At 43.8% G+C, this 21,501-nt stretch carries 18 protein-coding genes; 9 read left to right on the top strand and 9 right to left on the bottom strand.

The genetic code is table 11. From position 1 onward, the window contains the following. Positions 1-105: 105 nt before the first annotated feature. Positions 106-471, bottom strand: a complete 366-nt coding sequence (locus ACX9NY_RS09290; RefSeq protein ID WP_472478291.1) for a winged helix-turn-helix transcriptional regulator — start codon at positions 469-471, stop codon at positions 106-108. A gap of 213 nt (positions 472-684) precedes the next feature. Beyond that, positions 685-1,497, bottom strand: a complete 813-nt coding sequence (locus ACX9NY_RS09285) for an undecaprenyl-diphosphate phosphatase (protein ID WP_339261084.1) — start codon at positions 1,495-1,497, stop codon at positions 685-687. A 142-nt stretch (positions 1,498-1,639) separates the two neighbouring features. On the opposite strand from ACX9NY_RS09285, the gene ACX9NY_RS09280 reads away from it, so the two are divergent. Continuing rightward, complete coding sequence (locus tag ACX9NY_RS09280; RefSeq protein WP_472478289.1) at positions 1,640-2,737, top strand: ABC transporter substrate-binding protein; 1,098 nt, start codon at positions 1,640-1,642, stop codon at positions 2,735-2,737. Between the two features lie 129 nt (positions 2,738-2,866). On the opposite strand, the gene ACX9NY_RS09275 is transcribed toward ACX9NY_RS09280, so the two are convergent. Further along, positions 2,867-3,772, bottom strand: coding sequence for an AraC family transcriptional regulator (locus ACX9NY_RS09275; RefSeq protein ID WP_342573040.1), 906 nt, complete (start codon positions 3,770-3,772; stop codon positions 2,867-2,869). 241 nt (positions 3,773-4,013) lie between these two features. Here ACX9NY_RS09275 and ACX9NY_RS09270 point away from each other — a divergent pair, with 241 nt between their 5' ends. Continuing rightward, on the top strand, positions 4,014-4,592 hold the full coding sequence (locus ACX9NY_RS09270; protein WP_472478287.1) for a TetR/AcrR family transcriptional regulator: 579 nt from the start codon (positions 4,014-4,016) through the stop codon (positions 4,590-4,592). A 150-nt stretch (positions 4,593-4,742) separates the two neighbouring features. Here the strand turns inward: ACX9NY_RS09270 and ACX9NY_RS09265 are convergent, their stop codons facing one another. Beyond that, the gene (locus tag ACX9NY_RS09265) at positions 4,743-5,159 is read right to left on the bottom strand and encodes a MerR family transcriptional regulator (protein WP_339242579.1); all 417 of its coding nucleotides are present in this window, start codon (positions 5,157-5,159) and stop codon (positions 4,743-4,745) included. A gap of 192 nt (positions 5,160-5,351) precedes the next feature. Between ACX9NY_RS09265 and ACX9NY_RS09260 the strand changes: the two genes are divergently transcribed. Next, entirely contained in the window at positions 5,352-6,392 is a 1,041-nt protein-coding gene (locus ACX9NY_RS09260) for an NAD(P)-dependent alcohol dehydrogenase (protein ID WP_472478285.1), read from the top strand. A 186-nt stretch (positions 6,393-6,578) separates the two neighbouring features. On the opposite strand, the gene ACX9NY_RS09255 is transcribed toward ACX9NY_RS09260, so the two are convergent. Further along, entirely contained in the window at positions 6,579-7,097 is a 519-nt protein-coding gene (locus tag ACX9NY_RS09255) for a hypothetical protein (RefSeq protein ID WP_472478283.1), read from the bottom strand. A 293-nt stretch (positions 7,098-7,390) separates the two neighbouring features. Here ACX9NY_RS09255 and ACX9NY_RS09250 point away from each other — a divergent pair, with 293 nt between their 5' ends. Next, complete coding sequence (locus tag ACX9NY_RS09250) at positions 7,391-7,864, top strand: HIT family protein (protein WP_472478281.1); 474 nt, start codon at positions 7,391-7,393, stop codon at positions 7,862-7,864. 125 nt (positions 7,865-7,989) lie between these two features. Beyond that, on the top strand, positions 7,990-8,361 hold the full coding sequence (locus ACX9NY_RS09245) for an iron chaperone (protein ID WP_339261094.1): 372 nt from the start codon (positions 7,990-7,992) through the stop codon (positions 8,359-8,361). Positions 8,362-8,434: 73 nt separating this feature from the next. Here ACX9NY_RS09245 and ACX9NY_RS09240 read toward each other — a convergent pair whose 3' ends face one another. Beyond that, entirely contained in the window at positions 8,435-9,415 is a 981-nt protein-coding gene (locus ACX9NY_RS09240) for an aldo/keto reductase (RefSeq protein WP_339261096.1), read from the bottom strand. A 388-nt stretch (positions 9,416-9,803) separates the two neighbouring features. On the opposite strand from ACX9NY_RS09240, the gene helD reads away from it, so the two are divergent. After that, positions 9,804-12,245, top strand: coding sequence for an RNA polymerase recycling motor HelD (gene helD / locus ACX9NY_RS09235; RefSeq protein WP_472478278.1), 2,442 nt, complete (start codon positions 9,804-9,806; stop codon positions 12,243-12,245). Positions 12,246-12,423: 178 nt separating this feature from the next. Here the strand turns inward: helD and ACX9NY_RS09230 are convergent, their stop codons facing one another. From ACX9NY_RS09230 to ACX9NY_RS09220, 3 genes are all read right to left on the bottom strand, one after another. Beyond that, entirely contained in the window at positions 12,424-13,254 is an 831-nt protein-coding gene (locus ACX9NY_RS09230) for a carbohydrate ABC transporter permease (protein ID WP_339242593.1), read from the bottom strand. Between the two features lies 1 nt (position 13,255). Further along, the gene (locus tag ACX9NY_RS09225; protein ID WP_339242596.1) at positions 13,256-14,128 is read right to left on the bottom strand and encodes a carbohydrate ABC transporter permease; all 873 of its coding nucleotides are present in this window, start codon (positions 14,126-14,128) and stop codon (positions 13,256-13,258) included. 68 nt (positions 14,129-14,196) lie between these two features. Continuing rightward, entirely contained in the window at positions 14,197-15,510 is a 1,314-nt protein-coding gene (locus tag ACX9NY_RS09220; RefSeq protein WP_253435486.1) for an ABC transporter substrate-binding protein, read from the bottom strand. Between the two features lie 206 nt (positions 15,511-15,716). Between ACX9NY_RS09220 and ACX9NY_RS09215 the strand changes: the two genes are divergently transcribed. The 3 genes from ACX9NY_RS09215 (at position 15,717) to ACX9NY_RS09205 (ending at position 21,298) form a co-directional block, all read left to right on the top strand. Then, positions 15,717-17,480 carry a sensor histidine kinase gene (locus ACX9NY_RS09215; protein WP_472478275.1) on the top strand — a complete coding sequence of 588 codons (1,764 nt, stop codon included), beginning with the start codon at positions 15,717-15,719 and terminating at the stop codon, positions 17,478-17,480. A gap of 63 nt (positions 17,481-17,543) precedes the next feature. Continuing rightward, complete coding sequence (locus ACX9NY_RS09210; protein WP_472478273.1) at positions 17,544-19,070, top strand: response regulator; 1,527 nt, start codon at positions 17,544-17,546, stop codon at positions 19,068-19,070. 242 nt (positions 19,071-19,312) lie between these two features. Continuing rightward, positions 19,313-21,298: a methyl-accepting chemotaxis protein gene (locus ACX9NY_RS09205; protein WP_472478271.1), complete on the top strand. Its 1,986-nt coding sequence runs from the start codon at positions 19,313-19,315 to the stop codon at positions 21,296-21,298. Positions 21,299-21,501 lie beyond the last annotated feature (203 nt).

The following is a 21,501-nucleotide window of genomic DNA, read 5'->3' as shown; positions in this document are numbered from 1 at the left end:
AGAGGAGCATAATATACAAGAAAAAGTCGCCTATGGGCGACTTTTTTAGCTTTAATATATGCAATGTACTCCAATGATCTCATCTGAACATGTAGACAAAATCGTTTAATCCGTTACGCTATTATTGATCGATGGGTCTTGATATTGAGCGCCCCATTCGCACAGTCCTTCCAAAACGGGCAGTAACCTCTCAGCTTTCGTTGTCAGTCGGTACTCGACTTTAGGAGGGACTTGAGGGTACTCTTTGCGCTCTACCATGCCATCTGCCTCCAGTTCTTTGAGCTGTGAACTCAATGTTTTATATGTGATGGCTCCGATCTGTCTTTTCAGCTCATTGAAGCGGACAGGCGGGTTTTCTGACAAAAGGTACATAATCACCATTTTCCATTTGCCACCAATAACGGACAACGTATATCCAAAAGGGGTATCTTGAATGTTTTTAACTTTACCGTGGTAGTCAGCCATACTCATTATTAACACTATCCTTCCGGGTAGTACCTATTATAAAAGACCGTACTGTTTATTTGGGATCAGTTTAAACTAATCTTACCTGAAAGTAAAGTAGAACTACATGACTCAAAAAACAATACGCCGCCTCAGCTGAAGATTTAACTGATGGCTCTGCTAGATACAACAAAGGAACAACCATCGCTGGTTGTTCCTTTTGGTGTGATTAGTTTGTTTTTATAAGAAGATCAGCAACAATGTTCCTGCGGCAAAACAGTAATACGAAAAGTATTTCAGGTTGCCTTTTGCCATAATGCCCATAAACCATCTCATGGAGAAATAGGTAACGAAGAGTGTTGTGATAAATGCAATCAGATAGGGGATCGCCAGCTGTGATCGATTTGGATCATTGGCGATGTCGGATACACCCATGATGAGTCCACCAATGCTTATTGGAATATACAGCATGAAGGAGAACTTCAGTGCCGTTTCCTGTTTCATGCCCACAGCGATGGAAGCAATTACAGTCGCCCCTGAACGGCTAATTCCGGGAATAAGAGCTACCGCCTGAGCGAGACCGACCAACAATGCATCTTTTGTAGACAGATCACCGTCTTGTTTGCGGCCACGAAGATTACGAATCAGCCATAAGGCAACGCCGGTAATCAATAGCGCGATGGAAACAGTGTAGACGGACGAGAAAATTTCTTCAATCCGATCCTTGAACAGGACCGCAACGACAGCAGCAGGAACCGTACCAATAATTATGTATAAGCAAAACATGAAGTCTGCTCTATATTCCTCTTTACGAGTACGCAGGTAACCTAGTGCACCAATAATCAACTTTTTGATATCTTCCCGGAAAATATAAATAATAGCGATAAGTGATGCCGTGTTGGTTAAAATCTCAAATGACAATCCATTCTGCTTCATGCCCATCAGTCTCTGCGCGATGATCAAGTGACCGCTGGAGGAGACAGGAATCGGCTCCGTTGCGCCTTGAACAATACCTAAAAACAAATACTTTAACCATAACATAATTTCTTCCATGTTGTCCTCCTTGAATACGTGTCATTGGCTTTCCAATGATCTCTCTTTTTAATAAAGGTGATTTGTCTACTCTATTGATGATAGCCGCTTAAGTTAGTGACTTGCAAGTTAGAGTTCATAGAGGGAGGGAAATAAACATAGCTTGTCAAATACTTCAGAGCATGATATCGTTGATAACGATTATCAATATCAACGAAAAGGTGGGTTTATTTTGCGTAAACAGAGAAAATCAGTATGGATCATAATGGCACTCATCTTGCTGCTAGTACTTAGTGCTTGTGGTCAATCTACCACGAGCAATAGTACAACCGGGGACGGTACGAATGAAACTGCGGGAACAGAAACCAAGACGAACTCGGATTCAGCTTCTTCTGCTGGTACAGAAGCAACTGCCGAAGAGGAACTCGTTACATATCAATCGGATGCAGGTGAAGTACAGGTACCCAAAAATCCTAAGCGCATTATTGATTTGACGTCATTTTCGACGGGGTACTTTGTTGCCCTCGATGCACCGGTAGTCGGCGCTTTATCAGGAGCGATGAACAACAAGTATATCAAGGATCAACTTGCAGAAGCTGGCACAAGTGATCTGGGTGAAAAGCCTACACCAGAGAGTCTAATCAGCTTAAAACCCGACCTCTTTATTGTGTACACAGGCACAGAGGGCATCGACAAGCTGGAGCAGATTGCGCCAGTCGTACAGATTGATTATGGTAAGCGCAATTTCAAGGATCTGATGCTTGAGATGGGTAAGCTTACCAATAGAGAAGACGCAGCTAAAGCATGGAATGCTAAATGGGAAGCAAAGATTAACGAAATGAAGCCTAAGGTTCAGGAAGCTGTGGGTGATCGCACGGTATCCATTCTGAATCCGTATGCCAAAGGATTATTTGTATTTGGGCACAACTACGGCCGAGGCGGTGAAATTATTTATGGAGAGTTTGGTCTCAAGGCACCTGCCAAGGCTCAAGCTGAAGCAATTGACAGCGGTACTGGTTGGGCTTCGATATCCATGGAACTATTACCGGAGTATGCGGGGGATATCATCTTCACCAGCCCATGGTCGGGAGACAAAACTGATCCCAAGATCGTATATGATAATCCATTGTGGAAAAATTTGCCTGCGGTGAAGGCCAATCATGTGTTCCAGCTTGACCCGACTTCAGACTCGTACAACGATCCGTTAACGTTGGAAGGTCAGCTGCAGTTTATTTCGGATAGCTTGCTTTCGAAAAAGTAAAATTGGACTGAAAAATATAATAGAGTAACATAGGAGCATTTCCAAACGTCATTAAAAGACGGGGAGATGCTCTTTTTTAGTGATACGGAACAGTATTAGCTAGTACCATGACAGATGAGGGCAGTTGTTTTATTGATCCATACCTCTCAGGCGTTTAATATCTTCTCTGGGCGGTAAACCGAACATGCGAGAATATTCACGACTGAATTGCGACGGGCTTTCGTAACCTACCTGAAATGCTACATCTGCTGCATCGGTGGACTTGGATAATAACAAGCGCCGAGCTTCTTGCAACCTAAGTTGTTTTTGAAACTGAATCGGACTCATGGCAGTCACTTCTTTAAAGTGTCTGTGCAGCGAGGCAGTACTCATATTCGCCAAATCGGCCAGATCCTCCACCCGAAAATTTTGCTCAGAGTGATTCATAATATATTCAATAACGTCTCTGATTCGATAGGTATGGCTGCCCGCAATGGTAGCTTGTTCCAAGGCAATCCCATGGGGGCCTTTCAGAACTTTATAGAGAATTTCCTTCTTGAACAAAGGAGCGAGCAGTGGTATATCTTCCGAATGATCTTCCAACAAACGTATTAACCTGACAACTGCATCCAGCAGAGATGGCTCAGCCTGGCTTACAAACATTGCACGTTTCGTCGTTTTCTGCGGTCTTGCCGGGAAATGGGAGTGGTTCAACACCTCCAGAATCTCACTGGACGTAAATTCAAGTTTCAGGGCCAGATAAGGAGCCTCAGACGAGGCTTGAATCACTTGTCCACTAACCGGCAAGTCAACGGTTGCCACGATATAACTTCCTGGACCATATCGGAAACGATCCTGTCCCAGCAGGACCTGTTTCTCACCCTGTACGATAATGCAGAACGAAGGTTCGTTCACTCTAAATATAGGTTCAGTAACAACCGATTCACGGATTAGAAATAATGAAGGGATAGCCGTCTGGTGCACACCATTGGTGTTTGAATAACGGTCAATACGTTTGGCTAATTCGTCTTGATGCTCGTGTAATCGATCAGACATGCGTTAATCTCCTTTTTCGCACAATATAATAATTAATCACATTCTAGCGTATATTGACCCTAGGCGGTAGAAAACGGATAGGAATAGGCAAACATTTTATGTAAATGGATAAGACATGCTGACTGCTGGTTACATAATCAAAAGTGCACAATCATGATATACAACAAGTACAGAAGATGTATACGTCTTTTATTTACTGATCGTTCCCGATGTGTTAGATTGACTTTAGGAGGGAAGTCGAATGGCTAGAAGTAAAGAGTTTGAAGTGAACGAAGTGTTGGATAAAGCAATGAAGATTTTCTGGGAACAAGGTTATGAGAAGACATCGATGAGTGACCTTGTGGAGCATATGGGAATACATCGCCGAAGTATATACGATACATTTGATGATAAACATACATTGTTCTTGCAGGCTATGGATCGTTATACAGGCAAGATCAGTGCTACATTACTTGCAGAAATTAAAGCGTCCAAGACGGCAGTGGAAGCACTGTATAACATTTATGGATTGATGATCAGTGAAGCAGAGGATACACCATCGGGTTGTCTGATCGTAAATTCGGCAGTAGAGCTGGGCACACGTGATTCGGATGTAGATACACGGTCCCTTGAATCATTTAACGATACAGAGCGGATGTTTGAGCAGATCATCGAATGGGGACAACGCGATGGAGAATTTTCCTCAGACCATGATGCGAAGGAAATGGCAGAGTATTTGCACAATATTTCTGTCGGCATTAGAGCCATGGCCAGAACCTCGACGGATAAAGTTAAATTAAATCGAATAATCAATGTATCCATAAAACTGTTGGAAAAATGATACGGCTGGCTCTACGCGCATATAGAGGCATATCCGAAATGTCATTCCATACGATGTGCCTAAACATATCCCAAATAGCAGCTTGTAATCCGTTATAGGATTACAAGCTGCTATTTTTGTACCTATTTACGTCATGAGAAAGATGGACCATCAATTGGTGACGGCATCGGCTGTTGTTTTTACTCTTCTGTGAATCTCTTCGGTTCCAGCTTCCAAAGCAGTTTCGTAGTATGAGCGTTTATGGTCAATAACTTCCATGGTCCTTCTTAGTTGCTCCATTTGTGCTTCAACAATGGCTTTTCGTTCCGTGAACATATCATATCTTTGCTTCAGGGTGGAATCCCCTTCAGAACACCATTCAATAAAATCCTTGATGTCTTTGATAGGCATTCCGGTCAACTTCAGGCATTGAATGATCTTTAGAAAGTCGATGTCTGAATCTTTGAACAAGCGCGTTCCGCTCGTGGTACGTTCTACAAAAGGCATAAGTCCTTCCTTATCATAGTACCGCAATGTATATACTGTAAGGTCTAATTTTTTGGCAACTTCACCGATTGAATAGGTCATTTAGAATGAATTCCTTTCTACGAGGGGTAGACTTCGAGTTAACTCTAGGATTGATCCGAGTGAATTCTATCATGTTGGATTACTGGATGTCAAAGTACGTTGGAGATAAAAAATAAGATAAACATTTGACCTAGAGTTAACTAGAGGGCGTAAGATTATTTATGTACTTACAATTACGAGGAGGTTATTCCATTGATTATAGCTAAAGCCAGAGCCGTTGACGGACCAGACCAACAATTCAGAAGTGCTGAAATTAAACGACGTGATCTGGATACCAATGATGTATTAATCGAGATTAAATATGCCGGTATCTGCCATTCTGACATCCATACTGCCCACGGTGAATGGGGTCCTGTGAACTATCCACTCGTTCCTGGGCACGAAATTGCCGGGATTGTAACTGATGTAGGAAGCGGAGTCTCCAAATATAAGGTTGGTGACCGAGTAGGGGTTGGATGTATGGTCGACTCTTGTGGTGAATGTGTTAACTGCCGCAAAGGTGAAGAGCAGTACTGTCTCAAAGGAAATATTCAAACTTACGCTGGAGTAGACAAATACGGTGAACCTACGCAAGGTGGATATTCAACACATATTGTTGTCGTAGAGGATTTTGTCGTTCGCATCCCTGATAACATTGCACTTGATGCAGCTGCACCTTTGCTGTGTGCCGGTATTACGACGTATTCACCTCTTCATCACTGGGAAGCTGGCCCAGGCAAGAAGGTTGCCGTTGTAGGTATGGGTGGTCTGGGTCATATGGCTGTCAAAATCGCACATGCGATGGGTGCGGAAGTAACGGTCCTTTCCCAATCCTTGAGCAAAAAAGAAGACGGACTGCAATTTGGTGCAGATCATTACTTTGCCACAAGCGAACCCGAGACCTTCGAAAAACTTGCAGGAACCTTTGATCTGATGATTAACACGGTGAGTGCCAATATTGACATTAACGCGTATTTCTCACTGCTCACGCTGGATGGTACACTCGTGAACGTGGGTGCTCCTCCAGAACCATTAGCCGTAAACGTATTTTCTCTGATCGGTCATCGCCGTTCATTCGCAGGTTCCATGATTGGTGGCATTCGTGAGACGCAAGAGATGCTTGATTTCTGTGCAGAACATGATATTGCGCCTAACATTGAGGTTATCTCGGCTGATCAGATTGACGAAGCTTACAAGCGTGTACTGGCTTCTGACGTGAAATATCGCTTTGTTATTGATATCAACACCATGTAAGTGTGGAGTGTGATTATTGATAGGGATAGTTAAAGATAGAATAAAGCAGCTGCCTATAAGGTCAGCTGCTTTTTATCTTGTTCATTGAAGGATCGTTTTTAGCTCACCTTTCTGGTGAAAATTCATATTTAATCTTTCAGCATGATATGGTTAAGTAAAAAGAGCCGCAGCAGCGGCTCAAATAAATTAAAAGTTAAGATGCAGCAATGGCTTAATATGCTTAGCAGCGGCACTGAACTGATCAGAAAATTCTTCTGAATCGTGGTATTCTTTAGGCAAGTCATTCAGGAATAATTTGATCTGTTTGGCTACTTTTATACGTACTTCAGAATCTGTTCGGTTTCCTTTTAATTGATCCTTTACAAGATAACCATATTCATTTCTAAATATTAGAAAGTCATTGATAAGAACATTTATATAATCAGAGAAATTTTCAGTATGTTCTTTGATGAGCGTTAATCGGTCATTTATTAAAATGATGGAAGTATAAACATCAAACATTTGCTCGATTTCTCCAGTAGAATGTACCTCACTGGTTTGAGAAAGTGTATCATTCAGATTCTGTACTCTCGAAACAAAACTAGTATAATAATCCGAATTGACCGCAATTTCTTTCTTGCGAGTTGAGTTCTCAATTAAAATAAAAGTTGAACCAATGATCAATAGAACCAAGAGGAATACAATGATATTAGAATATTTTTTCATGCAGTATTATGCTTCCCGTTAGTGATAATGAAGTGTAATTCTGCAGCTACGAGAACGAATACTCCTCCCAATGAAATTAAAACTTTCAATTATGTAACCCCCATATTTTTTTTGTACAGAACATTAAAGAGGTTAACACAAAAAAAGGGAATAGATCTATCTGCATAATTTACCACTTATATAGGTTGTTTGTTATTATAATATTCTATCTTGAAATTGCTACAGACATAGGTGTGAAGCTAGCTAAATCTAATAATTACTTGAAGAAACTTGAAAGGAGTGGAAGGAGAAAGATGACAGCATCATTTTCACATCAGCCCGAAGGGTATGAATGTCCATTTTGTTGTATTTGGGGTATCGAGCGACCGGATCAGGGAACCAAACAAAGAGATATTATCTATCAGAATGAAAAGGTAACGGCATTTATAGCAGGCAAGTGGTGGCCAAACAATAAAGGACATGTGCTTATTGTTCCAAATCAACATTTCGAGAACATCTTTGAACTTCCTGCGGACTACGCTGCTGAGATTCATTACGCGGCTCAACTTACAGCATGGGCAATGAAAAGTACATATGGATGTGAAGGAATCTCTACACGACAGCATAATGAACCTGCAGGTAATCAAGATGTATGGCATTATCATCTGCATGTTTATCCCAGATACGTGAATGATCAACTTTATCTGACAAAGGGTTCTCAATCCGATCCAGATGAACGCGCATTCTGTGCTGATCAGTTGCGTTCTTGGATTAAGGAAAACATATAAAGTTTAGCAAGCTACTTATCGTTTTGAGTTATCAGGCAGATACGGGTTTTGAATTTGATATTCATGATAGAATGAGATTGAATGGGGCAAATTAAATAGTATATTTCAGATATAGGGGGAAACCAATGGAGACCTTTGCAGAATTTATAGCACGCATCGATAACCCGGAACACCAGGCACGAACGGAAGAAGTTTTGAACTGGATCACTGAAAGATTCCCGAATTTAAAACAAAAAATTGCATGGAACCAACCGATGTTTACCGACCATGATACCTTCATTATTGGTTTTAGTGTATCCAAGCAACATTTGGCTGTTGCTCCCGAGAAGGCAGGAATTAATCGTTTTTCGGAAGAGATCACTAAAGCCGGTTATGATCATACCAAAGAGTTGGTGCGAATGAAGTGGAAACAGGAGATTGATTATTCGTTACTTGAGAGAATAATTGAGTTTAATATCGCGGATAAGGCAGAATGTTCAACATTTTGGCGAAAATAAATTGCACACATAAAAGACCCCCGACTTCCGGATGAGGAAATAGGGGGGTTCTCCATTTTCTTAGGAAAATTTACTATTGAGCACCTACTACAGGATGAGGTACATAAGGTTCTTCAAGGAATGTGACATCTTCTGAGGTCAACTTAATGGAAAGAGCACCTACAGCATCTTCCAGATGTGATAATTTGGTGGCACCGATAATTGGAGCCGCTACAGTGTCTTTTTGTAGCAACCACGCAAGTGCGATGTGTGTACGAGGGACACCGTATTTTTCTGCAATGGATGCAACCCGTTCAACCACAAGTCGATCTGCATCACTGGTCGCATTGTACTTGGATTTCTGAATTTCGTCTGTCTCGGATCGAAGGGTCGATACGGACCAGTCACGGGTTAACCTGCCTGAAGCAAGAGGACTGTAAGGAGTCACACCAATCTTTTCTTCCTTGCATAACGGTAACATTTCACGTTCTTCTTCGCGGTAGATGAGGTTCAAGTGGTTCTGCATGGAGACAAACTTGGTCCAACCATGTTTCTCTGCTACATGTAATGCCTTTTGGAACTGCCAAGCGAACATGGCTGAAGCCCCAATGTATCTTACTTTCCCGGACTTCACCACATCATGTAAGGCTTCCATGGTTTCTTCAATAGGCGTATTGTAGTCCCAACGATGAATGATATACAGATCTACATAATCCGTTTCCAATCGTCTCAGGCTTTTATCAATCTCACTCAGGATGGCTTTTCTGGAAAGGCCAGAACCGTTGGGTCCTTTATGCATCTGTCCATGTACTTTGGTTGCAATAACGACCTCATCCCGATTAGCGAAATCCTTTAACGCCCGACCAAGGTACTCCTCGCTCGTACCCAGAGAATATACATTCGCTGTATCAAAGAAATTGATGCCCAGATCCAGCGCTTTTTTGATCACGGGGCGAGAGTCCTCTTCATTCAGTACCCACTGATGAACCCATTTACTGGCGTCTCCAAACCCCATACATCCTAGGCAAAATCGAGATACGTCCAAGCCAGTGTTACCCAGTTTCGTATATTCCATGTCATGTTCATATCCTTTCTAATGTTTATTATTGCCACCGGTCTGGTGATCTATTTACACCATTAGTATGTCATAACAAATGAACTAGCGGGTACCACATTTCTATCAAACTATTGCCTAATCTTCTCACAATCCCAGAATTCGTTAGATCGAGGACATAAAAAAAGATGCTCCTTGTAACTCAAGGAACATCTTATGCATTATCAATTATGAATGAACTCCAACTCAGACAGTGAATAAAAAGATTGAACTAGAAAAAACGCCATGATATAATCTATAGCGCAATTGACATTTTTATTAGGAACAAAGGGTGAATCATTATTTATCCTAATTTAATTTTACATCCGACATTCCGATTTGTCAATGCTCTTTTTTGGGGTCCTAATAAATGGAAAAGGAAGTGGGTTCATTCATGGATAAAACCGTTGAATGGAAGTTGGAAGAGGAAAGATTAGTGCAGGTAAGGAGCAAGCTTCAGGCAAGACTCGACGACTTAGAACCAAAGGTTGAAGGACTGCATGAACAGGCAGCCGAAATTCGTAAACGGTTTTGGGAAGAAGTGACGATTAACACGGGTTCGTACACCGATTTTGAAGATGCCTTCTATACCATTAATCAGCAATCGAGAGTGTTGGCCGAGAGGGAACGTGGGCACAAGCTGTTAACGCAACAATGGAAAAATACAAAGAGATTACTTCCGACACCGTATTTTGGTCGCTTCGATTATAAGGAAAAAGGCATGACATATACTGAACAGATCTACATCGGCGTATCTTCCTTCATGGATGAAGATGGATTGAGCTTTCTCATCTATGATTGGCGTACGCCAATTGCGAGTCTGTACTATGATCACTCTCCGGGGCCAGCAAGTTATGACACACCTTCAGGACAAATCGAGGGTACGATGGAGCTCAAGCGTCAATTTCAGATCCAACACGGGCAGCTTCTTAGCATGTTTGACTCAAATGAGACGATCGGTGACGAATTGTTACAGCAAGTACTCGCCAAAGGTGCAGACTCACAAATGAAAAGCATTGTAGCAACCATCCAAAAGGAACAAAATGCTATTATCCGTGATGATCGAAGCCGTATGCTCATTGTTCAGGGAGCAGCTGGCAGTGGCAAGACGTCCGCTGCGTTACAGCGAGTGGCCTACTTGTTATACAAACACCGGCAGACCGTTAAGGCAGATCAGATTGTACTTTTCTCTCCGAATCCGATGTTTACCAGTTATACCTCCACCGTACTCCCGGAACTTGGCGAAGAGAACATGCAGCAGACCACTTTTCAGGAATATCTGAATTATTGGCTGGATTCCTCCTTACGACCAGAGGATGCCTTTGATCAGATTGAATATGTGCTGACAGCCCAGGGAAATCCAGGATATGAAGCTCGTATGGAGGCGATCAAGTATAAAGCTTCGGAGACATTCCTTCAAGTGCTCCAAAACTACGGGAAGTGGTTGGGAGGAGAGGGGATGCTGTTCAATGGGATTCGATTTCGGGAACGTGAGTTCATCACTGCGGACCGAATTAAGACCCAGTTTTACAGTTTGGATCAAAATCTGACACTGTCCAACCGAATTCTTCTTGTGCAGGAATGGCTGCTGAGAGAACTCGTTATGCTGGAACGTCTGGAACGTGAAGCCGACTGGGTTCTGGAGGAGTTGAATTATCTGGATACCGATGAGTATGTGGAAGCTTACGGTATGCTTCACAAAGAAAAGCCTGTGTTCGATGTCGCGGAAAAGTATGCAGCACGAGATAACGGTAATAACAGCGCAGAGCAAGATGAGGGTGCTTTTGATTTTGCAGAGCGCGAAGAGGAATTGCTTCGTCAGAAACTGGTGAAAAACATGTTTAAACCTTTAAGGAAGAGTGTGCGGAAATTCCAGTTCGTGGATGTGAAAGGGATATATGAACAACTATTTGCAGATGAAGCCGCTTATCGGGAACGAACGAACGGGGCAATCCCCCCGCAGCATTGGGCTGAGATATGCAAACAAACCAGGGAGATGATCCTCCAGAACAAGCTTTTCCATGAGGATGCTACTCCTTATTTATATGTAAAAGAACTGATCGAGGGCGTTCGGACGAATAGAGAGATTCGTTATGTCTTCGTGGATGAAGGTCAGGATTATTCAGCGTTTCAATACGAATATCTCAAGAAACTGTTTCCTCGTGCTCGCATGACCGTACTTGGAGATTTCGGGCAAGCCATCTTTATGCAGGCTACGGAGTTAGCAGCGTCCAACTCGCCATTGATCCACCTTTATGGAGAAGCTGAAACCACGTTGATCCGCCTGATACGAAGTTATCGTTCAACCCAAGAGATTGTTGAATTCACGAGACACATGTTACCCGGGGGAGAAGAGATTAGACCCTTTGAAAGGAGAGATCGGAAGCCTCTTTTAACAAGATTGAAGGACGAGAAGCAGCGTGGTGCGCGTATTCTGGCAGACATTACTGCGCTTAAGGCAGAGGGGTTCGATTCCATCGCTGTAATAACGAAGACCGCAGCTGAAAGCCGGGAAGCCTATGAAAGGTTACAGAGTCATGGAGGCGAAGGGTTACAACTTATAACGAAGGATACACAGATTTTTGAAAAAGGAATCATGGTTATTCCTGTGTATCTTGCGAAAGGCGTCGAGTTCGATGCGGTTCTGGTCTATGATGCTTCACCAGAAGCTTACAGCCAGGAATATGATCGCAAGCTTCTATATACGGCCTGCACTCGAGCCATGCACCGACTTCAACTCTACACAACGAACGAGTGGTCACCGTTTGTGCAGGCGTTACCGGCGAATCTGTATGACACTTACCCCAAATAATAATCGTGAAGATATTACTGTTATTGTAAAACTTTATTACAGAACATTACTTCAAAAACAAACAAAGAAAGACCCGCCAATTAAGGTGGGTCTTTACGTTTATCTTGAAGCCTTTATAGATTCCTACATGAATTCCCTCGAATTCCTAACGTATTAGAGTTTTGCGAGAATATAGGGCTTACCCTTTAACTGCACCGGCAGTAAGGCCGCTGACGATATATTTTTGCCCAAATAGATACAGAATGAACACAGGCAACGAAGTAAGCACAAGATTGGCGAAGATCAGGTTCCAGTCCCGACTATATTTGCCGTAGAAATTGTAGATCGATAGTGGCATCGTCCAAGTGGAGCTGTCTGTCAGGAAGTATACCGGAATGGTGATATCATTCCAGACGGACATGAACACCATGATCGCTACCGTTGCGTTAACGGGCAGGATGAGTGGTGTGACAATGCGGAAGAACACACCGAACACACTTGCTCCTTCCAGAAAAGCCACTTCGTCCAGTGCTCGTGGAATGGTTTTAATGAATCCACTGTACAAGAATACGCTGAAGGCTGTATTTAACGCGGCATAGATCAGGATAACGCTAGTGATGCTGCCGTAGAACCCCAGTCCCTGTACAACCCGTATGGTCGTGATAATGGACATTGGCGCAATCAGTCCCATAAAGAAATACATGTAGAGGGTGCCGGATAGTTTGGTTTCCCGACGTGCCAGAATGAATGCCGCTGCAGAAGAAGCAACGATATTAATGATGGAAGATACGCCAGTAATCAAAATACTGTTGAAGAATGCTCGCGACAGACCGCCTTCCTGGAAGACACGAACATAGTTCGAGAACTGCCATGTTTCCGGGAAACTCAGGGAGAAGCTGAGCACTTCGGCGCTGGTTTTGAATGAGCCAAAGATCAGAATGACAAGCGGCAACAGAACGATAAGAGAGGCCAGAATCAGGAAGCCTTCCACGATATAGTTACGGATGGCGAGTTTGCGTGTATAGCCCATGTTATTCGGTAACCTCCTTACGCCGCATGAAGATCAATAGCGGTATAGCGATAATGGTAACGACCACGAACAGAAGGGTGTTGACCGCTGTTCCAAGTCCCCAGTTGCCTTCGCCGAAAGACCGCAGAATGATCGTACCTACGACCTGGGAAGCGTTACCCGGGCCACCACCGGTCATGACATATACTTCGGAGAATACTTTGAGTCCACCGATCAACGTCAGCATCAGGTTAATGTTAATGGCGGGCAGCAAGAGTGGCAGTGTGATTTTGAAAAAACTTCTCCACGAACTTGCGCCATCAATCTTGGCGGCTTCGTAATACTCCTGGGAAATGGACTGCAGGCCTGCCAGATAGATGGCCATCTGGAACCCGGCACTCTGCCAGATGGAGACGATGGCAATCGTCCAGATTACAATCGATGGGTTGGTCAGCCAAGCTTGGCTTAACGAATGTAATCCTACAGATTCCAACAAATTGTTGATGGTACCTTCGGTACGCAACATGGGAGTGAACAGAATGCTGATCACGAGTATGCTGAGAATGGAAGGGGAGTAGAATATCGCACGCAGCAGGTTCTTCGTTCTTAATCGCATGTTAAGTCCTACGGCCAGCAATAGGCCGATGACATTCTTGCCGACAACGGTGACAATCGCAAATATCGCTGTGTTTTTCAACGCCAGAATCAGCGTTTTGTCTGAGAAAATTTTCTCGAAATTATCCCACCCGATGAACTTCAACTCCAGCCGGTCTAACCGCCAATCCGTGAATGAGTAATAAAAAGCGGCGAGAGCAGGCACAACGAAAAAGATGGAGTAGATCAATAGTGCGGGAAATATCATGTAATACGAGTATAGATTTTTAGTCCTTTTCATGTCTCACACTCCGTTATAGCTAGGCAGCATAACAATTGATCATGTTATGCTGCCTTATATTTCACTCTTTAGAAACCTTCTACTCCTTTATCCTGCATCAGCTGACTGAACTTCTCATCCCAGGATTTCAGCACTTCTTCTGGTGACAATCCACCAGCGAATTGATCCTGCAACAATCGGTACAATTCACTGCGATCCACCAGCATGTATGCATCCGTTGTTAGCACGGTTTTCTTCGGCGTAATGTAATTGTCTACAATATCCTGTTTGTATGCCGGCAGTTCCGGAGTAGTAACGTCACTGAAATTGGATACGTATCCTTTGGAATCCACGATCTGTTGTGCGACATCTTTGGAAGCGATATAGTCGAGGAACTGTTTGGCTTCATCCAAATGTTTGGATTTCTTCGGAATGAACAGTTGTCCGCCGAGCGGACTTGCACCCAGACTGGCATTATCCGACGACGGAATCGGGAATACACCCAGTTCCATATTTGGATCTTGCTCGGCCACGCCTTCAATTAACCAATCACCCATAAACATCATGGCAACTTCCTTGTTCAGGAATTTACCTACTGCCATGTCATAGCTGTCGCTAAGTACATCGGTGTTGGTGTACCCTTTGGTGTACACTTCATACTGTTGTTCCAGGAATGTTTTGAATTCGGGAATATCGGACCATTTTTTCTTGTTACTGTTCAACTCATCAAAAAACGTCGGATCATTTTTGGCTACAAAATCGGCAAAAGCTGCAGCGGGCCAGATGTTGGCAGCCCAGGCATCTTTGTATGGCATGAATACAGGTGTAATGCCACTTGCTTTGATTTTTTCACAGATCGCCAGGAATTCTTCGTAGTTCGTTGGAATCGACAACCCGAGTTCTTCAAAGATTTGTTTGTTGTAAACTACCCCTTGCATCCCCGTATCCTGACTGACATGGAAGCTGTAGAGATGGCCGCCGGAAGAGAGGACGTCCTTGTTCACAATTCTGCTTGCCCAAGGTTCGTTGTCTAGAATCTCGAAGTTCCGTTCAAGGTTCAGGTCCGTGACAGCACTCGCCAGATTGTACTGAATGATATCAGGCGTTTCATCTACTGCCAGTTTGGTTTGCAGTACTGTCGTCGTTTGTTCCGCAGGAATCAGCTGCAAGTTGACGCGAATGTTCGTTTGTTTTTCAAATGCATCGAGAATGTCCTGCTGAATGAAGGCAGAGTCCTGAGAACTTTTGGAGATTGCCAGCTCCAATGTGACCTTGCCACTCTTGCTGTCCCCGCCAGCAGCTGTACCTGAATCCGTATCTCCTGAACCACAAGCGGTTAATGAGATGGATAATAAACTGGCCAGAATAATGGAAATCGCCTTTTTTCTTTTTATTGTTTTCAATGCAAATCCCCCTCTAAAACATGTAGTGAATCCGTTTACAAGTCCGATTATAGATTTTTTTCTCTCCCCGGTACATGTCTGTGCTTGAACGTTGATGTGTAAAATCCTGAACTTGAAATCGCTATCATTTCATGGAGTACCGTGATAGAGTAGACATCAATGTAAGGGATTTCACATCATGTCAGAACAGGAGGGTATCTCTAATAATGGCGAAGTTCATACATAAAACAACTCAATTCAGTTTGCAGACGAAGGTGTTTTTGACGTTTCTGGCTCTGCTTTTGTTTGTGCTGGGCTGTTTTATCGTTTATGTGAATGTGATCGTTGTCCGTCCGCTCAAATTGAAAACGGAGCAGGATACGCTCGTGACCGCTACGAAGGTAAGAGAACAAGTTGATCTCTATGTGGAGCAGCAGAACCAGATGTCACAGCGAATATTATCCAGCAAAAATATTTTTGCAGCCATGGACAAGAGCTCCTCAGCGCATAGTAATTATGAAAGACTGAAACAGATTCGGATCATTAAAGACATCATGTTCCAGGCCATCGGTCCGAGCATGAATATCAAGGACATGTCCATCTATGACAATCACGGCATTCTCCTGACGTCATATCTGGGTTCGGGTAATCCACCCGCCATCCTGAACACCCTGATGGAGAGTAGTCAGATCGGACGAGAGTGGACGGAAAGTGGTTTTGTTCTGCTGCGCCAAGTCGATACCATTTCCTTTGTTCGTACGATCAATGATCAGAATGGCAAGGTGTACGGTTATCTTAGCATTCAGATGGAACAAGCTTATATACAGAACCTTACGGAAGGCATTACAGCAGGGGAAGTCTATATTCTGAATGAACAAGGAGAGCAGATGACAGGTACGGAAGCTAGTGAGACATTTGCCAATTGGACAAAGCCTTCATCAGACGAGGGGTTAGATGTCGACAAAGACGACAATTACGTCACACATTCTATTTCACCGAGTACAGGTTGGATTACATACATCATAACGCCCAAAAAATCTGTTCTAGGCTCGATCCATTCGGTTCAGACAATGTCCATCCTGCTGATTACAGCACTGATGCTGGTTTCGTTCGTGTATATCTTCCTGTCGACGCGTAACCTGCTGCTGCCTATCCGCAAGCTACGCAGCCAGATCTGGCGCATGAACTACAGCAATATGAATCTGAAAGTGGATGAAACGCCGAAAAATAACGATCTATTGTTGCTGAATGAAGCCTTTCAGGATCTGATGGAGAGGCTTCAACAATCCATTGACCGGGAAAAATCGGCGCTTCATGAAGAAGTAAAGGCGCGTAATTCTGCGCTGCAAGCCCAGATCGCACCTCATTTTATTCATAATGTTCTATATCTGATCAGTATTGCCGCCCAAGAGGGGAAGACCAAAGTTGTATCCGATATGTGCAAACATCTCTCGGACAGTCTGCGTTATATTGTCTCTTCACCATACGCGCATGTGACTTTGGCTGAGGAGCTTCAACATACGAGACATTACCTGTCCCTTGTCCAACAAAAGTACGAGGAGGACCTGGAGTGGGACATCTGTGCTGACGAGCTGGCAAACGAAATCCGGTTGCCACGGTTGGTCATTCAGCCGTTTGTGGAAAACTGCATTGAACATGCCTTTGCCAACACCGCGCCACCCTGGCATATCCGGATTACCGTGAAGCAATACAACGGATTATGGGCTCTGGAGATCAAGGATAACGGAGAGGGCTTTCCACCGGATAAGATCCAGGAGATTTTAGCGAATATTCAGGCATCGGGTTTCGGAATGAACCAGGCGGCCGATCGTGCCACAGCCCTTGGTAATATGGGGATCATCAACAGTGTCAATCGACTCAAACTAATGTATAACAACCGGCTCTTTATTAATATTTTCAACAATTATTCGGAAGAGCAACATGGAGCAACGATTCAAATCATCGGCTCACTGACGAAGGATTTTTACTAGGTCGTGTCTGAAAACTCCGAAGGAAGCAGATTTGAGACACGACATAACTAGGAGGCATAGGCGATGTATAATGCGATGATCGTAGAGGATAGCAAACCGATATTACGTAATATTAAAATGCTCCTGGAAACGCTGAGCTTCCCGATTCGTGTAGCGGCTACGGCCACAAATGGAGAGGAGGCTTTGGCGGCGATAAAGCAGTCATCGATTGATCTGTTGTTGACGGATATTCGAATGCCAAAAATGGATGGACTGTCCCTGATTGAGCAAGCCAAGCTTGCCAATCCGGATCTGAAGGTCATTCTAATTAGCGGGTACAGCGATTTTGAATACACAAGAAAAGCATTGAACCTGCAAGTGTTTGACTATTTGCTAAAACCTGTCGAGCGAGAAGCGCTTGAAGAAGTCATGGGCCGGGTAATTGACCAACTTGATCAACAGATGTCCAAGGAACTGCTGGATTTGCAGGAGATCATTCATCCCCAATGTGAGACTGCGCTGAAACAAGGGGAGGATTTTCCGCCCTTATTCAGCCAGATGATGATTATTATGAGCAAACAACCCTTCACCGCAGGGCATGAACGATGGGTGCAGGTGGAGCTTGAGGCTATCATGCAGAATTTTTTTGCATTCTATTCTTGTCGTGTGTACACCAGTCAAACCCCATATCAATTTATCGTTTTTGTCAACAAAAGTGCACTTGAGGTGTACTCTTCCGTACATGAATGTCTTGAAGCGTTGCGACGGCATTTGGTTGCGCATGACATCGATGCGATCATTGGAGGACAACTCCTATTCGCTGAGTCTGGTAATCTGCCTGAACTCTATCACCGCATGTCGTCCATTATGTCTGAGCAGCAACGGTTGAAACAAGGAATAGTGTTGGATACCGGGAATCCGGTGTCGATGGCCAGATCCGAGTCAGGCTGTCTGGATCCGGTGTTGGAATCTGTTTTTGTACAGATGATACAGGCTCGGCAGAAAGAACGGTTTGCTCTTAAGTTATCCGAATTGTTGAATCGATGGGCAGAGGATCATATACATATGACCGAAGTGGAGCGGTTTATTGGATTGATCGTAGACACGTTTGCCCATCTGTACGAGGAACAGGGTTCGGGCATGAGATTGGGGTTGGAGCTTCGGGCAAAACAATTCGTCCATGCACAGTCTTATGCCGATTTTTGCCGGGATCTGACGGAATGGACGGGACAGTGCTTCGATATGCTGCAATCCCACGTCCGCAAAAGCAAGGCGATCCTGTTCGAACAGATTGACGATTACGTAAAACTAAATAAGTACTCTCCATTGTCGATCAACGACATTGCCATGAAGTTTCATGTCAGTCCGTCATATGTCAGCAGAGTGATCAAGGATGCGACACAAATTACGTTTGTTCAGTATTACACCCAGCTTCGCATTCAGGAAGCCTGCAGACTGATGGAAAGTCAACCAGACATGAAGTTTAAAGAAGTATCCGATTTGCTGTCGTTTAGCGATCAACACTATTTCTCGAAGGTGTTCAAAGAGTACACGGGGCTAAGTCCTACGGAATATAAACAACAGATGCCTGGTATAAAGAACCAATCATAGCTAACAAACCCTTTTTATTTATGCTATAATACGAACAAATACGGCTTGTTACTGAATTCATTCAGGCAATACCTATGTATATACACGCTCAATCTTTCTTTGGGTGTGTATATATATGGGTTTTTTTGCGTTTACTTGCCGATTGATTCTACCAAAAATGAATAAAGAGAGGAAGATTCACTTTGGAAAAGAAAAAGAAAAAAAGGTCATTTTATAAGAAAGGAGGAGCCAGTTTACGATTAATGAGTACTAGGCTCATTGCGGCCTTCCTTGCGGTGCTTATTATCCCAACTGCACTTATCGGTTATTTCTCGTATCATAGTGCCAAAGATCAGGTGCAACAAAAAATGACAGATCCCATCAACACAATATTAACGATGACAGGACAGCATATTAACAATCTGGTAGGTGAAAAAGCAGAATTATTGAGTTATATAGACCGTATGTATGGTTCCCTTCCCAGTCAGGCGAATACCGAAGCGGTACAAGTAGGAATCGAGCAATTAGCAGATACATATCCTGATATTCTTGGCATAACTGTGGGCAGCGACCAAGGAAGTGTTATATCATCTCCAGCAATAGATGAAGCGACATATGATCCACGCAGCACGGAATGGTATTCCAATGGTATGAGTAACAATGGATCACTCTATTTTTCGAGTATTATGACAGATTCAGTATCCGGGAAGATTTATGTAGAAATGTCAAAGGCTCTTTCAAATCAACAAGGTGTAGCAAGTATTAAACTTGATCTGGAGCAATTAGCCAAAGAAATATCTGATGTGGATGTAGGAGGTAATGGGAGCCTGATTGTAGTTGACTCCAATCGAACCATCGCAGCTTGGTCCGGTGCCATTGTAAAAGGTGGGGGAGGAGAGCTCGGCGGAGCGCTTATTGAGGGGATTCCCGTTCATCCGAATACGGCTTCAAGTTCCGATGACCCGATGGCATTTTCCCAGTTTGTCAGAACAGATCTGGCGTATGATCTGGAGGTGTATAACGGTGTTAATGCCTTGACGGGGTGGAATGTCATTGCTTTGATGGGCCATGAAGACTTCATCGCCGCAGCGAAACCCATCATGGTATCGAGTCTAACCGTCATTGCTGTATCCGTATTGATTTCTGGAGTTATCATTTTCTTCATACTGAGATCATTTATTGTACCTATGCAAAAACTGAGAAAGGCCACTCGCAGCGTAAGCGAAGGGAATCTGTCCGAACGGGTTAATCTTAAAACTGAAAATGAATTTGGAATATTGGCCAATGATTTCGACCAGATGACCATTTCCCTTCAATCGGTGGTTGCCGAACTTCATCAGACATCATCGTTGTTAAGTCACTCTTCCCAGATGATTCAGGAGAGTACAGAACAAACCACCCAATCGGTTCAACATGTGGCGGAAACCATGCACCAGACTGCGGAGTCAGCTATCGTTGGAGCGGAAAATTCCGAACAAACCGCGAATGCCGTAGAAGAGATGGCGAGAGGCATCAGTACAATTGCAGAATCTGCGAGTGCCATCGTTGATTCCGCTGAAGAGACGGAGCGCGCTGTTGCTAATGGCGGGAAAACCATTAACCAGGTCGGAGAACAAATGGAACATATTCTTGGAGCTGTTGAAGAAACCTCGGCATTGATTAATGAGCTGTCCAGTCTGTCCACCGAAGCCAATCGAATGAATGAAGCGATTGCGGATATCTCTCGGCAAACCAACCTTCTGTCACTGAATGCCTCTATTGAAGCATCAAGAGCAGGAGAACACGGTAAAGGCTTTGCTGTTGTTGCTGGTGAGGTGCGCACGTTATCCATGCAATCCAAACAGAGTGCGGACGACATTGGCGCTACCATTGGCAAAATGCTCGATCTGATTGCCAAATCCACGTCTCTTATGAATGATAAAGTTCGCAATCAGGTTGGTGAGGGAATGCGGATCAGCCAAGAAGCTTCTGCAACCATATCTAATATTGAACAATATACAACTCATATCGTGGATCAAATTCAGGATATATCCGCTGTCTCCGAACAGTTGTCAGCCAGTACGGAAGAAGTCTCGGCTACCGTTGCTGCGATGAGTCATATCTCTAAAGTGTCGGCTGAAAGCGCGCAGACAACTTCAGCAGCAGCCCAAGAGCAAATGGCGGCGATGCAGGAGATATCCGCTTCATCTGCACAGCTATCCAAAACAGCTGAGAATATGCAAGAATTGGTTCGTCGGTTTAAGCTCTAGAGTAGAGGTAAGTAAGCGTGAAACGAAACGTGTTAAGCAAAAGGCGTTCCCCCAAAGGGAGCGTCTTTTTGTGCTTAGCTAAGAGAGAGGAGTAGGAATGTGATCACTCATCCTCAACATATCCTTTCTAGCATTCCGGATGAGACGCGTTCGCAGACAATAGAGGTAGGATAATGCAATAATTCAGTGGATTTGTATAGGAA

The organism is Paenibacillus sp. CB74 (assembly GCF_055687625.1).
This window is presented reverse-complemented; position numbering and strand designations above follow the sequence as displayed.

Excerpts from the sequence above, each read along its gene's own strand:
- ACX9NY_RS09215 (WP_472478275.1), top strand. The coding sequence starts at position 15,717 with ATGGCGAAGTTCATACATAAAACAACTCAATTCAGTTTGCAGACGAAG.
- ACX9NY_RS09210 (WP_472478273.1), top strand. The coding sequence starts at position 17,544 with ATGTATAATGCGATGATCGTAGAGGATAGCAAACCGATATTACGTAAT.
- helD (WP_472478278.1), top strand. The coding sequence starts at position 9,804 with ATGGAAAAGGAAGTGGGTTCATTCATGGATAAAACCGTTGAATGGAAG.
- ACX9NY_RS09230 (WP_339242593.1), bottom strand. The coding sequence starts at position 13,254 with ATGGGCTATACACGCAAACTCGCCATCCGTAACTATATCGTGGAAGGC.
- ACX9NY_RS09290 (WP_472478291.1), bottom strand. The coding sequence starts at position 471 with ATGAGTATGGCTGACTACCACGGTAAAGTTAAAAACATTCAAGATACC.
- ACX9NY_RS09265 (WP_339242579.1), bottom strand. The coding sequence starts at position 5,159 with ATGACCTATTCAATCGGTGAAGTTGCCAAAAAATTAGACCTTACAGTA.
- ACX9NY_RS09240 (WP_339261096.1), bottom strand. The coding sequence starts at position 9,415 with ATGGAATATACGAAACTGGGTAACACTGGCTTGGACGTATCTCGATTT.
- ACX9NY_RS09270 (WP_472478287.1), top strand. The coding sequence starts at position 4,014 with ATGGCTAGAAGTAAAGAGTTTGAAGTGAACGAAGTGTTGGATAAAGCA.
- ACX9NY_RS09245 (WP_339261094.1), top strand. The coding sequence starts at position 7,990 with ATGGAGACCTTTGCAGAATTTATAGCACGCATCGATAACCCGGAACAC.
- ACX9NY_RS09275 (WP_342573040.1), bottom strand. The coding sequence starts at position 3,772 with ATGTCTGATCGATTACACGAGCATCAAGACGAATTAGCCAAACGTATT.
- ACX9NY_RS09225 (WP_339242596.1), bottom strand. The coding sequence starts at position 14,128 with ATGAAAAGGACTAAAAATCTATACTCGTATTACATGATATTTCCCGCA.
- ACX9NY_RS09250 (WP_472478281.1), top strand. The coding sequence starts at position 7,391 with ATGACAGCATCATTTTCACATCAGCCCGAAGGGTATGAATGTCCATTT.
- ACX9NY_RS09205 (WP_472478271.1), top strand. The coding sequence starts at position 19,313 with ATGAGTACTAGGCTCATTGCGGCCTTCCTTGCGGTGCTTATTATCCCA.
- ACX9NY_RS09255 (WP_472478283.1), bottom strand. The coding sequence starts at position 7,097 with ATGAAAAAATATTCTAATATCATTGTATTCCTCTTGGTTCTATTGATC.
- ACX9NY_RS09285 (WP_339261084.1), bottom strand. The coding sequence starts at position 1,497 with ATGGAAGAAATTATGTTATGGTTAAAGTATTTGTTTTTAGGTATTGTT.